This is a genomic window from Stutzerimonas chloritidismutans, from assembly GCF_020783375.1.
GTDB lineage: Bacteria > Pseudomonadota > Gammaproteobacteria > Pseudomonadales > Pseudomonadaceae > Stutzerimonas > Stutzerimonas kunmingensis.
Map to the genome: position 1 here is coordinate 418,959 of NZ_CP086067.1, position 12,909 is coordinate 431,867.

The window sequence follows — 12,909 nt, forward strand, 5'->3', positions numbered from 1 at the left end:
CGGAGCGTTCCCGCTGCGTCGAACTCGCAGCGAGTGCTATTGCCCTGCAATCGCAGGAGATTGGTAACTGCTATCTTCTAAATGGGAACATTTATCAATATCATGCGCGTTCTCATCAAACAACAAGGTAGCACTCATGAGTCGCGTTGTCGCTTCGCCCCCGTTTTCGTTGCGCCCGCTGGTGTTGGGCCTGCCGGTGCTGGTCGCCTGCTTTGCTGTCGACGCTGAGGAAGCGGTCGAGCTGGAGGCACAACAGATCACCGCGCCACGTGCAGTCGAGCAGGGCAATGGCCCGGTCGAAGGGTACGTCGCCAAGCGCAGCGTCGGCGCCACCAAGACCGACACGCCGATCATCGAAACCCCGCAGTCGATCAGCGTGATCACTGCCGACCGCATTCGCGACCAGGGCTCGCTGACCATCCAGGACTCACTGCGTTATGTCGCCGGCATGCGTGGCGAGGCCTATGGTTTGGACAGTCGCGGCGACTTCGCGCTGATCCGCGGTGTCGCGCCAACACTCTTCTTGGATGGCCTGCAGCAGAGCGTTGGTTTCTATACGAACTCACGCACCGATCCGTTCACCCTGGAGCGCGTCGAGGTAATCAAAGGACCGTCGTCCATGCTCTATGGGCAGAGTTCGGTCGGCGGCTTGCTCAACTTCGTCAGCAAGCGTCCGCAGGCGGAACAGAAGAGCGAGCTGCAGCTGCAGTACGGCAGCTTCGACCGCAAGCAGATCGCCTTCGACAGCACCGGCCCGCTGGATGAAGACGGCACGTTGCTCTATCGCGTGGTGGCGATCCAGCGTGACAGCCAGACCCAGGTCGATCACACCAAGGACAACCGTCTGGTGTTCATGCCGTCATTGACCTGGCGCCCGAACGAGCGGTTCGAATGGACGCTGATGGCCAACGTGCAGAAGGATGATAGCGGCACCACCAGTTCCTTCCTTCCGCACCGCGGCACGGTACTCGGCGCGCCCTACGGCGAGATCGGCAGCGAGCGCTTCGTCAGCGAACCCGGCTTCGACGAATATGACACCGAGCAGAAAGCACTGACCTCGCAGATGGCCTGGCGTGTCGACGACACCTGGACGCTGCGACAGAACCTGCGCTGGCAGAAGAGCAAGGTCAGCTACCAGACCATGTATGGCTGGCCGCCGGTGCTCGGTGCCGACGACCGCACGGTCAATCGTGTCTGGTCCATTTCCAAGCCGGAGGTGACCATCTGGAGCGCCGATCACCAGGCCGAGTCGCGCTTCGATACCGGCCCGCTGCAGCACACCGCGCTGATCGGCGTCGACTACCGGCACGCCGTCACCGATAGCAAGACCGCTCGCGGTAACGCCACCCCGCTGGATCTCTACGATCCGGTCTACGGCACGTTCGATCCATCCGGCATCACGCTTTCCGATGTCCCGCAGCAGCGCGTTGCCCAGCAGGGCCTGTATCTTCAGGACCAGATCCGTGTCGACAAGTGGCTGGCCACTCTGGGGCTGCGCAAGGACTGGGCCGACACGCGCGTCGAGGAGGGCACCCGGCAGAAGGATGACGCTGTGACCGGCCGGGTGGGCCTGACCTATCTGTTCGACAATGGCGTGGCGCCCTACATCAGCTACAGCGAGTCATTCTCGCCAATCATCGGCCTGGACAACTTCACTCAGCAGTCCTACAAGCCGCTCGAGGGCGAGCAGTGGGAGCTCGGTGTGAAGTACCAACCCGCAGGCAGCAACACGCTGCTCACTGCCGCGGTGTTCGATCTGCGCGAGAAGAATCGCCAGATGCCGAACCCGGCGAATCCGCTCAGTACCATCCAGGCCGGCGAAGCGCGGGTCAAGGGACTGGAGCTGGAAGGGCTGGTGGAGATGAACTCCAACTGGGATCTGATCAGCACCTACACCTACCTCGACAGCGAAGTGGTCAAGGGCCCATCTGCCCAGCAGGGCAAGCGCATCGCCAGCGTGCCCGAGCACATGGCCTCGCTGTGGTCGCAGCATCGCTTCAGCATCGCCGGCATTTCCGGCTTCAGCGCCGGTGCCGGTGTGCGCTACGTCGGCGCCAGCTGGGATGGCACCGACAGCCTGAAGACGCCGTCGACGACGCTGTTCGACGCCATGCTCGGCTACGCCTATCAGGACTGGGCGTTCACCCTTAACGCCACCAACCTGGAAGACGAGACCTACTACACCACCTGCCTGTCGCGTGGCGACTGCTTCACCGGCAACCGCCGCACCGTGGTGGCAACCGCGAGCTACAGCTTTTGAGCGTCGCTGAGCCACGCGCCGCTTGCCGGCCTGCAAGGGAGGATTCGAGGTGAGTCGCAACGCATCCATCAACCGCTGGAACATCGCGTCGCGCGTGCTTGCGGCGCTGGTCGGCGGCTATGCGGTCGCCTACGCGGTGACCGCCTTTCTGGCGGTCTACCTGCCGCTGGCACGGCCTGATCGCGTGGTGTTTTCCAGCCTCGCCAGCTTTGCCGTGTGGACGGCGGTGGTGATCTACGTGTTCGCCGCCCGCAGTGCCACGCGGGTATGGCTGTTGATCGTCGGTGTGACCGCGGTGCTGTGTCTGGCCGCGTTCTTTTCCGGCGACTGGAGGGTTCGTCCATGAAACTGCGCCAAAGCATGGCCGGTTTGCACACCTGGGGCGGCCTGCTGCCGAGCTGGCTGCTGTTCGTGATCATCTTTGCCGGCACCGTCGCCTGCTTCGACAAGGAACTCACCCGCTGGATGCGCCCGGCGCTGCATGACGGCGTGGTATCCAGCCTCGGTGCGGACGATGTGCGTGGCTGGTTGCAGCAGAACGTCAGCGAGGAGTTGCATGCCTTCTGGATGCACGGCCCGACCGAGCGCGAGCCTTACTGGCGACTCGGTTGGGAAGTAGACGCCACCAAGACGATCCACAACATCGCCTTCGACCCGCGCAGCGCGCAGGCCGAGCCAATGCCGGAAACGCTGGGTGGCGAGTTCTTCTTCAAGTTGCACTACAACCTGCACGCCGGTGACATCGGCATGTACATCGTCGGCCTGGCCGGCATGTTCATGCTCGTCGCGCTGGTGTCGGGGGTGATCATCCACCGGCGCATCTTCAAGGATTTCTTCACCCTGCGGCCCAAGGCCAACGGCCAGCGTGCCTGGCTCGATGCGCACAACCTGTTCGGCGTGGTCGGTTTTCCGTTCCATCTGGTGCTGGCCTACACCGGCGTGGCGATCTTCGTCGCGTCCTACATGCCGGCCGCCGCGCAGGTGAGCTATTCCGGCAACGTCATGCAGTACTTCGGCGAGGTGATGGGCAGCTTCGAGCGCGAAGAGGTGGGCCAGCCGCCGCCGGCTCCGGTGTCCCTCGATGCGCTGATCGCCGAATCGCGCCAGCAGTGGGGCGGTGGCGAGGCGGGCTGGGTCAGCGTGCATCATCCCGATGATGCCTCGGCGGTGGTCGACGTCCGTCGTCAGGACCGTTCGCGGATCGGCTCGCCGCAGGACACCCTCAGCTATGACGCCGGCACTGGCGAGCTGCTCAATCGCCAGGACGCATCCACCGGCTACCGCGCCTACCTCTGGCTGGCGGGGCTGCACATGGCGCAGTTCGGCGGCACGCTGGTGCGCCTGCTCTATTTGCTGATGGGGCTTGCCGGTTGCGCCATGCTGGTCGGCGGGCTGCAGGTCTGGCTGGCCAAGCGCGAACAGCGCGGCGACCGCAGCGTGATCTGGGTGCGTGCGCTGAACGCCTCGGTGTTCGCCGGCCTGCCGCTGGCCAGTCTGGCGCTGCTGTGGGGCAATCGTCTGATTCCGGCAACATTCGCCGAACGCGCCGTGGCCGAAGGCTGGGTGTTCGTCGGTGCCTGGTTGCTAGCGGTGCTCTGGGCCGTTCTGCGCCGCCATCAGAGCCGCCGCCTGCTGCGCGAGCAGCTGCTGCTCGGCGCCGTGCTCGCGCTCGGCTTGCCGATCATCAACGCGCTGACCACCGATGGCCACCTGATCGCCAGCCTCGGACGTGGCGACTGGGCCCTGGCATCGGTTGATCTGTTCATGATCGTCGCGGGACTGGTCTGTGCGGCCTGCGCCTGGCGCCTGAACGCAACGCCGGCTGCCGCTGCGGTGCGCGGTCGCTCAACCCGTGTGCAGGAGGCCTGATCATGCTGCTATTGGCATTCGCACTGGCCTACCTGGGCATGACGCTGCTCTGCCTGACCATGAACCGCCACCGTGGTGCGCTGCTGCGCGCCGATACGCGCCTGCCGGGCCCGGCCATCATCCGTTCGCTGGCCGTTGGCTGCTTTGGCTTCGCGCTGTGGCTCGGCGTCAACAGCCAGGGCGGCGAGATTGGCACGGTCATCTGGCTGTGCCTGGTCATGCTCTCCGGCTTGCTGCTGGTGCTGCTGCTGGCCTGGCGTTCGCGCTGGGTACTGCCAGCGGTACCGCTGCTGGCGGCATGCGGGGTGGTGCAGACCGTGCTGTAAACAACCCATGGGCCGCGGCCCGCCAACGCAGAGGAAAATCGATGAGCTGCATTCTCCAGATGGGCCCCTTGTCCGAGCGAGTCCAGCAACGCCTGAGCGGGCATGAGGTGCTGGCCTACTGGCAGAGCGACGCCGAAACGCTGCTCGCCGAGCATGCCGGGCGCATCGAGATCATGCTTACCTCTGCGCGCTTCGGCTGCCCGGCCTCGTTGATCGAACGGCTGCCCCGGTTGAAGGCGATCTGCAGTTTTGGCGTCGGCCATGACGCCATCGCCGTAGAAGCCGCCAGGGCGCGGGGAATTCCGGTGAGCAACACGCCGGATGTGCTCAACGAATGCGTGGCAGATCTGGCCTTCGGCCTGATCATCGACAGCGCGCGACAGCTTGCCCTGGGCGACCGCTTCGTCCGCGAGGGGCGCTGGGCCGAGGCTAACCTCCCACTCGGCCGTCGGGTCAGCGGCAAGCGCCTGGGCATCGTCGGGCTGGGCCGCATCGGCGAGGCGGTGGCCAAGCGCTCGGCGGGCTTCGACATGGCGGTGCGTTATCACAATCGTCGGCCAGTGGCCGGCAGCCCGTACCAGTACGAAGCGAACCTGCTGGAACTCGCGCGCTGGGCGGACTTTCTCGTGCTCAGCTGTCCCGGCGGGCCGCAGACGCAGAACCTCATCGACCGCGCAGTGCTCGACGCGCTGGGTGGCAAAGGCATCCTGATCAACGTCGCGCGCGGTTCGGTGGTGGACGAGCCGGCACTGGTCGCGGCACTGCAGGAGGGCCGGCTCGGCGGTGCCGGACTGGACGTCTTCGCCGACGAACCGAGGGTGCCGGTGGCCCTCTGCGAGCTGCCCAATGTCGTGCTGTTGCCGCACATCGGCAGTGCCACCCATGAAACCCGCGGCGCCATGGAGGATCTGCTGCTGGACAACCTCGACAGCTTTCTTCGCGAGGGACGGCTGCTGACGCCGGTCTGACTACGGCACTGCGCCGCTGGGTGGCGGCAGTTGGTCTACGCGAGAGATCGCAGCCGCATTCGCAAGCAACGTCGCTCCATCGCCGAGCGACCACCATCAGGAGCGCGCATGGCTTCCCTCGATGAAGTGCACCTCGCCCACGCCGGTTTCCGGCTCTCGGTCTGCCCGGCGCTGGGCGGCGCAATTACCCGCTTCGCCCTGGATGATTTCGACCTGCTACGTCCCTGGGATGGCAGCGAGCAGGTGCGTCGTACCAGTTGTTTCGTGCTGGCGCCGTACTCCAACCGGGTTGGCGGCGGCATGTTCCAGGCGGACGGCGAGTCGCACCGCTTGCGGCTGAATTCCGCGGAACATGCCTTGCCGATTCACGGCGTGGGCTGGAAGCGCCCGTGGACACTGGCTGCGCAGGAGGCCGACCGACTGCTGCTGACACTGCTGCATCGGGCCGAAGGCGATGGCCGGCAGGACTGGCCGTTCTCCTTCGAGCTGGAGCATGAGCTCGGGCTCGACGAGCAGGGCGCCTGGCTGCGGCTGGCGCTGATCAACCGCAGCGAGCGGGTGATGCCGGCCGGGCTCGGCTGGCACCCTTACTTCCCGCGCCATGCAGGCGTGACGCTGCGTTTCGCTGCCGAGCAGGTCTGGCTGAGTGACGATCAGCAGTTGCCTAGCGAGGCGGTGGATGTACCGTCACGCTGGGACTTCCGTCAGATGCGGGAGCTGGGTGAGCCCGAGCTGGATCACTGCTTCACCGGTTGGGATGCCACGGCAACCTTGCAGTGGCCGACGGCAGGCGTCCGGCTCGAGCTCGAGGCGGACCCGTCGATGACGCATCTGGTGGTCTATACGCCGCCGGCCGCGCAGGGCTTCTTCGCCGTGGAGCCGGTGTCCCATCGCAACAACGCGCTGAATGCGCCGGACCCGGCCAGGCATGGCGTTTTGTATCTGCAGCCGGGCGAGCGACTGGAGCGCCGCTGCTGCCTGCGTGTCACGCGTTGCTGAAGGCGGACGAAAAAAGGCCCGTCATTCGACGGGCCAAAGATTTATCGCAACCGGAGCGAGGAGGGTTGCGTACTGCGCTACCGCTTACAGCAAAGACAACGGGTAGTTGAAGATCAGGCGGTTTTCGTCGAATTCGGTCGCGCTGTAGTCGCGACGGATGCTGGAGTTGCGCCACTTGATGTTGAGGCTCTTGAGCGGACCGCTCTGCACCGTGTAGGCCAGCTCGGACTCGCGACCCCATTCCTTGCCATCGTCCACGCCACCGGCTTCGATCTGATCGCCGCTGATGTAGCGGTTCATGATGGTCAGGCCCGGAACGCCCATGCCGGCGAAGTTGTAGTCATGGCGCAGCTGCCAGGAACGCTCGTTGGCGTTGTCGTACGCGGAGTTGAACGAGTCGTTGGCGAGGGTGCCACCGCTGGTGCCGTTGACGCGCATCCAACCGTTGTCGCCGCTGACCTTCTGCAGACCGACATAGAAGGTGTTGCCACCGACCTGCAGGCCGAACAGGCCGGAGTAGGTCTTGTTGTCCAGATCGCCGGCCAGCGCACTGCCTTCTTCCTTGCCGGTGAAGTAGCCGAGGTTGGCGGTCAGCGCCACGCCTTCGCCGAGCGGCTGGGTGTGCAGCAGCTGGAAGTAGTTCTGCTGGTAGATATCTTCCAGGCGCGCATGCCAGGCGCCGACCTTGGTCTTCGCGCCCAACTCGTATTCGCCACCGACGAAGTTGAAGCGGTCGGAACTCGCGCCGCCGTAGAACATGTCGTCCATGCTGCCGTCGTCGCGCGGGCTGTTCTGCCGCATCTGCCCGCCGTAGAGCGACAGACCCTTGATTTCCTTGGAGGTGATCATGCCGCCCTGGAAGGTCTGCGGCAGCGAGCGACCGTCGTCCGAACGCAGGATCGGCAGTACCACCATCCATTCACCGACGCGCACCTCGGTTTCGGAGAACTTGGCCTTCGCCGCGACTGCCAGGCGCGCGAAGTCATCCGGCGGATGCCGATCGCCGGGTGCGCCATGCACCGGCAGCAGGCCAGTGCCATAGGTACCGCCACCGCCATCCAGCTTGACCGCCAGCAGGCCCAGCGCGTCGACGCCGAAGCCCACCGGGCCGGGCGTGTAGCCGGATTGGAAATTGAGGATGAAGCTCTGCGTCCATTCTTCGCCCTTGCTCTGTGGGTAGTCGGAGTCGACGAAATTGCGGTTGATGTAGAAGTTGCGCAGGTTCAACGAAAAGTTCGCATCTTCGACGAAGCCTTCGGCTTGGGCGCCGGCAGTGAAGCCGAGCGATGCGAGGGTCATGCAGCCGCCCGCGAACAGTGCGACGGGCGAGGGTGTGCGTGGGGTCATTATTGTTGTGCTCCCTTGCTTGATGGGCCGCCCCGGTGTGGCCACCGTGGGGGCGGTGGTCTATGCCTGATCGGCAAGTCTAATGACGTCAGTTGTCATATGACTGCAGGGATTATGACGATGAGCACGTCGTTGTCAATGTCGCTGAAAGTCGAAGGGGTCCCGCATGCACACGCCGCTATTTCAGGCTATAAGCAGAATTAGAGGCGATAGGAGGAGATTTTTAGCGCGTCGAGGAAGCACAGGCGCCGCTCGTACAGCGCCTAGGGGATCCTTGTGGTTTTTGGTGGTGATCGTATGACTCAGGGGCGCTGGTAGGGAGAACCTGTTACCGGCGACAAGTCGAATGTGCCCTTCTCGACGAAGCGCTGGGTGCCGAACAGGCCGCCGGCAAGCTTGCCACGCAACACGTAGGGCACTTCGTCGAGCCCGATGTGTTCCGCCAGTCCCAGTGCCTGGCGCGCGGCCGAGAAGGCGGAAATGGTCACCGGCACGCTGAGCACGCTCTCGCCGAAACGCGGCACCGTGCCGCGCTGGTCGCTGACGCCACTGGCCAGCCGGCGACCGTTAACCTCCAGGTCCAGCGCGACGCCGTTGTAGTCGATGGCGCCATCGTTGGGGTTCTGCAGGCGCAGCTTGACCATGAAGCGCACCTCCAGCCCTTCGCCTTGCAGCGGCTGGATGCCGGCGACCTGAACGTTGAGCCGGTCGCGCGGTGAAAATGCCGTGCAGGCGCCCAGCGCCGAGGCAAGCAGGGCGATCAACAGCAGCCGCAGTGGTCGGTGAAACGTGGGGAATATGTGCACTCAGGGTTTCCTGTCGAGGTTCTTGATCCCCTGCAGCAGCTCGATGGGCAGCGGGAAGACGATGGTAGAGCTCTTGTCACCGGCGATGTTGCTCAGTGTCTGCATGTAGCGCAGCTGCATGGCGCCCGATTGCCGGCCAAGCATTTCGGCGGCCTGCATGAGTTTCTCCGACGCCTGCAGTTCGCCCTCCGCATGAATGACCTTCGCCCGCCGCTCGCGTTCCGCCTCGGCCTGCCGGGCGATGGCGCGGATCATTGATTCATCGAGGTCGACGTGCTTGATCTCGACGTTGGCCACCTTGATCCCCCAGGCATCGGTCTGCGCATCGAGCACCTGCTGGATGTCGCTGTTGAGCCGCTCGCGCTCGGCCAGCATGTCGTCCAGTTCGTGCTTGCCGAGCACCGCACGCAGGGTGGTTTGCGCCAGCTGGCTGGTCGCCGAGTGGTAGTCCTCGACCTGGATGATCGCCTTCTGCGCGTCCAGCACGCGGTAATACACCACCGCGTTGACCTTCACCGAGACGTTGTCGCGGGAGATCACGTCCTGGGTCGGCACGTCGAGCACCAGCGTGCGCAGATCGACCCGTACCATCTGCTGGATGCCGGGAATCACCAGGATCAAGCCCGGCCCCTTGACCTTCCAGAAACGTCCGAGCATGAACACCACGCCGCGCTCGTATTCGCGCAGGATGCGAAAGGTCGAAGCCAGCAGGCCGAACAGCAGCACCAGCAACACCAGAAAACTCATTTCATAGCCCATGGTTCAGCTCCTCTCGATGGGTGGATGGCTGTGCGGCGACCTCGAGTTGCAGCCCGTGCCGGGCGATTACCCGTACCTGCTGGCCGGCCTGCAGCGGTGAGGCGCTGTGCACCTGCCAGTTCTCGCCGTGCAGATGCACCCAGCCGCTGTGCGGGTTCTGTGGCGGCACTGCGTCGACCAGTACCACGCTGCCGATCAGTACGCTGTCGCCGCTGACCAGGCGCTGCCGCCGCGCCTTCAGCGCCATGGCGACGATGCCGAACACCAACAGCGCGCTGGCCATGCCCAACGGCACGATCAAACTCAGCGGAATGCCGAAACCGGGCACTTCGGTATCGATCAGGATCACCGCGCCAGCGACGAACGCGGCGACGCCGCCGATGCCGAGTACGCCGAAGCTCGGCAGAAACGCTTCGGCGACCATGAAGGCGATGCCGAGCAGGATCAGCGCCACGCCGGCGTAGTTCACTGGTAACAGCTGCAGCGAATACAGCGCAAGAATCAGGCAGATACCGCCGAGCACGCCGCCAGCGCCGATGCCGGGGTTGGAGAATTCGAGGATCAGCCCGTAGATGCCGATCATCATCAGTATCAGCGCCACGCTGGGGTTGGTGATCACCGCCAGCAGGCGCACCCGCCAGTCGGGTGCGTGCTCGATGAGCGGGGCGTCGGCGGTGCTCAGCGTGGCGTCACCCTCGACGGTGGCGAGGGTTTTGCCGTCGAGCTGGCGCAGCAGGTCGGCAACATCGCGCGCCAGGTAGTCGATCACCTTCTGTTCCAGCGCTTCGCTCGCCGACAGGCTGACCGCCTCGCGCACGGCCTGCTCGGCCCACTCGGCATTGCGTCCGCGCAACTGGGCGAGGCCGCGAATGTAGGCCGCGGCGTCATTGACCTGTTTGCGGCTCATGGCGTCGCCGGGTGGCTTGGATGGCTCGTCCTGCTCGCCTTGCGGCTGCTCGGGCGGCGCACCGGGCATGCCACCGATCTGCACCGGCGTCGCCGCGCCAAGGTTGGTGCCCGGCGCCATCGCCGCGACATGGCTGGCGTAGAGCATGTAGGTGCCGGCGCTGGCCGCCCGGGCGCCACTGGGGGTGACGTAGGTGGCGACTGGGATCGGGCTGGCGAGGATCGCCTTGATGATCGCGCGCATCGACGTATCCAGCCCGCCGGGGGTGTCCAATTCCAGCACTACCAGCTGTGCCCCCTCGTCACGGGCATGTTCGAGGCCGCGTAGCAGGTAGTCGGCGCTGGCCGGGCCGATGGCGCCGTCGACCCGCAGCAGCGTGACCGGCGCCGCAGCCAGTGCGGTGCCAGCCAGCAACAGCAGCAAGGCCAGCGACCAGCGTAGCAGTCGCATGGAGCGGAGCATGGCGCTCTCCTCGGGCAGTGCAGGATACTGCCGGTCATTTCAGCGTAGACGACGGCTGCTCGCGCGCCGATTGCTGCGCGAGTGTGTCGCGGTGCGGCGCAATCGCTGAACTCTGCTCGGTGTTAACACCTCACAGGTGCAGAGGGATGATTGTCCGTCGCCTGCAGAACGAGGAGATATGCCGATGATTCCTTGCCCCGACAAGCGCCCCGCGCCCGTATCGAGAAGCCGCCAGGATGGGCTGCGCTGATGCCCGCACCGCGCAGCAAAACCGTGGAGAAGATGATGGGCGCCGTGCGCTGGATCGGCTTCGCCGCCTGCTCGCTGGCGGCTGTCGGCTATGCCGCCATCGGCAACTACAACATGACCGGTGCGATGCTGGCGCTGGCCGTGCTGTCCTGGCTCAACATCCGTCGCAAGCGTTCGCCGCGGCCGCCTGAGCGCTAGCGTCGGCCTCGGCCCAATGCCCAACCCGCACCCAGTGCCAGCAGGGCGCCGGCGCCCAGGGCCAGCTTGCCTACATTCGCCGCGCTGATGGTCAGCGCATGTGACTGCGCCTGATCGCCGAAGCGGCCGTCGGCCGAATGCAGGCCTTCGACTGGCTCGAACAGGTTGTCCGGGCGGTTTTCCGGCACGCGTTCGGGCACCAGTTGTCCGTCCCAGGCCTGCCGCGCGAGCATGCGATCGAGCAGGCCGGGCATGAACAGTGTGCCGATGATCGCCTTCAGGCTGGCCGTGCCGACCCACAGCTCCCGGGGTGCGTCACGCGCCGCACGGAGGATGGCCCGCGCCGCGACTTCTGGTGTGTGGATCGGCGGCACCGGCTGAGCGCGCCAGCCGATCTTGTTGCGTGCCCAATCGAACTGCGGGGTGTTGTGCGCCGGCAGCTGAACCATGCTCAGGCGAATGGCGCTGTTGTCGTGGATCAGCTCGCAACGCAGCGAATCGATAAAGCCGCGAATGGCGAACTTGGCGCCGCAATAGGCCGACTGCAAGGGGATGGCGCGGTAGGCCAGTGCCGAGCCGACCTGGACGATGGTGCCGCTGTTGCGTGGGCGCATGTGGCGCAGCGCAGCCAGCGTGCCGTGCACGCTACCGAGGTAGGTCACCTCGGTGACGCGGCGGATTTCCTCGGCGGTCAGGGACGCGAAGGGGCCGAACACTGTCGCCATCGCTGCGTTCACCCAGACATCGATCGGCCCCAGTTCCGCCTCGATGCGGCTGGCCGCGGCATCCAGCGCCTTGGCATCGGCGACATCGGCGGAAATCGCCAGCACCGTCGCGCCCAGTGCTTCGAGTTGATCGCGGGTGTCGCGCAGGCCCTGTTCCCCCCGGGCGATCAGCGCCACCCGGTAGCCGGCCGTGGCAAAGGCCTCGGCGGTCGCGCGGCCGACGCCAGCAGTTGCGCCGCAGATCACCGCGATTGGTTCTGGCATGAGAAGTCCTCTGATCGTTGCAGTTGGCGGTCGCGCTCGGCGGCCCGCGGTCTGCTTAGACGACCCGTGCGGGCAGGGGGGAGTTCGGATGAGCCCGAGCGAAATACGCGGCTATCGACCAATGGCCAATGGCGTCTACGCCTTTCGTCTGGGATTGTTAGCAGGCTAAGCGATACGCTCGGCGCCGCCCCTTGGCTCAAAAGGCGAAGCGGCATGACGCAACGATGCCCACGTGAAAGACGGGCTGCGTCTTCCCCCTCCGTGCATCTAACCGATGCCCTCGGCGGCTTATCCGGTCGCCCTCGGACTTCAGCCCGCTGCCCTTCGGCAGCGGCGCTCCGCCGGCGGCGTGGAAGGAACCCCTCTGCGCTGTTCCGGTCGATTCAGGTAAGCCGCATATGGCCACACTTACCTGACGGAGACCATGATGGACCTCATCCGCATCATTATCGCGATACTGCTGCCACCGCTTGGCGTGTTCCTCCAGGTAGGCTTCGCCGGCGCGTTCTGGCTCAACATCCTGCTCACCTTGCTCGGCTATATCCCCGGCATCATCCACGCGGTCTGGATCATCGCTCGTCGTTGATTGTCAGCAGCCCGGTCGACCGGGCTGCTTTTGAACTCCCTCCCCTGGCCGTGTAGAGTCGCGCTTCCTGCGCTACGGAACCAATCACGCGCGAAACACTCAAGAAAACGCCGCTAACCGTGCGTGATCGCCCGTGGGTGACGCCTACGCACAGCTGCCCGCGTCGGGTATACGGAAAGGAAAC

Annotated in this window: 13 protein-coding genes; 8 read left to right on the forward strand and 5 right to left on the reverse strand. The window is 65.3% G+C overall.

What is annotated here, in order from left to right; genetic code table 11:
• The first annotated feature begins 136 nt into the window (after positions 1 to 136).
• From LLJ08_RS01935 to LLJ08_RS01960, 6 genes are all read left to right on the forward strand, one after another.
• Positions 137 to 2,260: a TonB-dependent siderophore receptor gene (locus LLJ08_RS01935; protein WP_228208066.1), complete on the forward strand. Its 2,124-nt coding sequence runs from the start codon at positions 137 to 139 to the stop codon at positions 2,258 to 2,260.
• Between the two features lie 49 nt (positions 2,261 to 2,309).
• A complete protein-coding gene (locus tag LLJ08_RS01940) occupies positions 2,310 to 2,606 on the forward strand; it encodes a DUF3649 domain-containing protein (protein WP_023445236.1) in 297 nt (98 codons plus the stop codon).
• Positions 2,603 to 4,129, forward strand: coding sequence for a PepSY-associated TM helix domain-containing protein (locus LLJ08_RS01945; protein WP_228208067.1), 1,527 nt, complete (start codon positions 2,603 to 2,605; stop codon positions 4,127 to 4,129). Before LLJ08_RS01940 ends, LLJ08_RS01945 begins: the two co-directional genes overlap by 4 nt.
• Before the next feature lie 2 nt (positions 4,130 to 4,131).
• Complete coding sequence (locus LLJ08_RS01950) at positions 4,132 to 4,455, forward strand: DUF3325 family protein (RefSeq protein ID WP_014818835.1); 324 nt, start codon at positions 4,132 to 4,134, stop codon at positions 4,453 to 4,455.
• Positions 4,456 to 4,496: 41 nt separating this feature from the next.
• Positions 4,497 to 5,423, forward strand: coding sequence for a 2-hydroxyacid dehydrogenase (locus LLJ08_RS01955; RefSeq protein WP_228208068.1), 927 nt, complete (start codon positions 4,497 to 4,499; stop codon positions 5,421 to 5,423).
• 108 nt (positions 5,424 to 5,531) lie between these two features.
• The gene (locus LLJ08_RS01960; RefSeq protein ID WP_228208069.1) at positions 5,532 to 6,422 is read left to right on the forward strand and encodes an aldose 1-epimerase; all 891 of its coding nucleotides are present in this window, start codon (positions 5,532 to 5,534) and stop codon (positions 6,420 to 6,422) included.
• A gap of 84 nt (positions 6,423 to 6,506) precedes the next feature.
• On the opposite strand, the gene LLJ08_RS01965 is transcribed toward LLJ08_RS01960, so the two are convergent.
• The 4 genes from LLJ08_RS01965 to LLJ08_RS01980 all read right to left on the reverse strand — a co-directional run bounded on the left by LLJ08_RS01965 (position 6,507) and on the right by LLJ08_RS01980 (position 10,703).
• Positions 6,507 to 7,769: an OprD family porin gene (locus LLJ08_RS01965; protein ID WP_228208070.1), complete on the reverse strand. Its 1,263-nt coding sequence runs from the start codon at positions 7,767 to 7,769 to the stop codon at positions 6,507 to 6,509.
• Positions 7,770 to 8,071: 302 nt separating this feature from the next.
• The gene (locus LLJ08_RS01970) at positions 8,072 to 8,575 is read right to left on the reverse strand and encodes an LEA/WHy family protein (protein WP_228208071.1); all 504 of its coding nucleotides are present in this window, start codon (positions 8,573 to 8,575) and stop codon (positions 8,072 to 8,074) included.
• On the reverse strand, positions 8,576 to 9,334 hold the full coding sequence (locus LLJ08_RS01975) for a slipin family protein (protein ID WP_023445229.1): 759 nt from the start codon (positions 9,332 to 9,334) through the stop codon (positions 8,576 to 8,578). It abuts the gene before it with no gap.
• Positions 9,324 to 10,703 (reverse strand): NfeD family protein, encoded by a 1,380-nt coding sequence (locus tag LLJ08_RS01980; protein WP_228208072.1) that lies wholly within the window; start codon positions 10,701 to 10,703, stop codon positions 9,324 to 9,326. Before LLJ08_RS01980 ends, LLJ08_RS01975 begins: the two co-directional genes overlap by 11 nt.
• Positions 10,704 to 10,952: 249 nt before the next feature.
• Between LLJ08_RS01980 and LLJ08_RS01985 the strand changes: the two genes are divergently transcribed.
• Complete coding sequence (locus tag LLJ08_RS01985) at positions 10,953 to 11,150, forward strand: hypothetical protein (RefSeq protein ID WP_014818842.1); 198 nt, start codon at positions 10,953 to 10,955, stop codon at positions 11,148 to 11,150.
• Here LLJ08_RS01985 and LLJ08_RS01990 read toward each other — a convergent pair.
• Positions 11,147 to 12,139 carry an SDR family oxidoreductase gene (locus LLJ08_RS01990; protein WP_228208073.1) on the reverse strand — a complete coding sequence of 331 codons (993 nt, stop codon included), beginning with the start codon at positions 12,137 to 12,139 and terminating at the stop codon, positions 11,147 to 11,149. The two genes, LLJ08_RS01985 and LLJ08_RS01990, sit on opposite strands and share 4 nt — an antisense overlap.
• Before the next feature lie 427 nt (positions 12,140 to 12,566).
• On the opposite strand from LLJ08_RS01990, the gene LLJ08_RS01995 reads away from it, so the two are divergent.
• Positions 12,567 to 12,725, forward strand: a complete 159-nt coding sequence (locus LLJ08_RS01995; protein WP_003282625.1) for a YqaE/Pmp3 family membrane protein — start codon at positions 12,567 to 12,569, stop codon at positions 12,723 to 12,725.
• Positions 12,726 to 12,909: the final 184 nt, after the last annotated feature.

Bases quoted from the DNA above. Each gene is read 5' to 3' on its own strand.
- LLJ08_RS01935 (WP_228208066.1), top strand. From the start codon at position 137: ATGAGTCGCGTTGTCGCTTCGCCCCCGTTTTCGTTGCGCCCGCTGGTG.
- LLJ08_RS01945 (WP_228208067.1), top strand. From the start codon at position 2,603: ATGAAACTGCGCCAAAGCATGGCCGGTTTGCACACCTGGGGCGGCCTG.
- LLJ08_RS01950 (WP_014818835.1), top strand. From the start codon at position 4,132: ATGCTGCTATTGGCATTCGCACTGGCCTACCTGGGCATGACGCTGCTC.
- LLJ08_RS01955 (WP_228208068.1), top strand. From the start codon at position 4,497: ATGAGCTGCATTCTCCAGATGGGCCCCTTGTCCGAGCGAGTCCAGCAA.
- LLJ08_RS01960 (WP_228208069.1), top strand. From the start codon at position 5,532: ATGGCTTCCCTCGATGAAGTGCACCTCGCCCACGCCGGTTTCCGGCTC.
- LLJ08_RS01965 (WP_228208070.1), bottom strand. From the start codon at position 7,769: ATGACCCCACGCACACCCTCGCCCGTCGCACTGTTCGCGGGCGGCTGC.
- LLJ08_RS01975 (WP_023445229.1), bottom strand. From the start codon at position 9,334: ATGGGCTATGAAATGAGTTTTCTGGTGTTGCTGGTGCTGCTGTTCGGC.
- LLJ08_RS01980 (WP_228208072.1), bottom strand. From the start codon at position 10,703: ATGCTCCGCTCCATGCGACTGCTACGCTGGTCGCTGGCCTTGCTGCTG.
- LLJ08_RS01985 (WP_014818842.1), top strand. From the start codon at position 10,953: ATGCCCGCACCGCGCAGCAAAACCGTGGAGAAGATGATGGGCGCCGTG.
- LLJ08_RS01990 (WP_228208073.1), bottom strand. From the start codon at position 12,139: ATGCCAGAACCAATCGCGGTGATCTGCGGCGCAACTGCTGGCGTCGGC.
- LLJ08_RS01995 (WP_003282625.1), top strand. From the start codon at position 12,567: ATGGACCTCATCCGCATCATTATCGCGATACTGCTGCCACCGCTTGGC.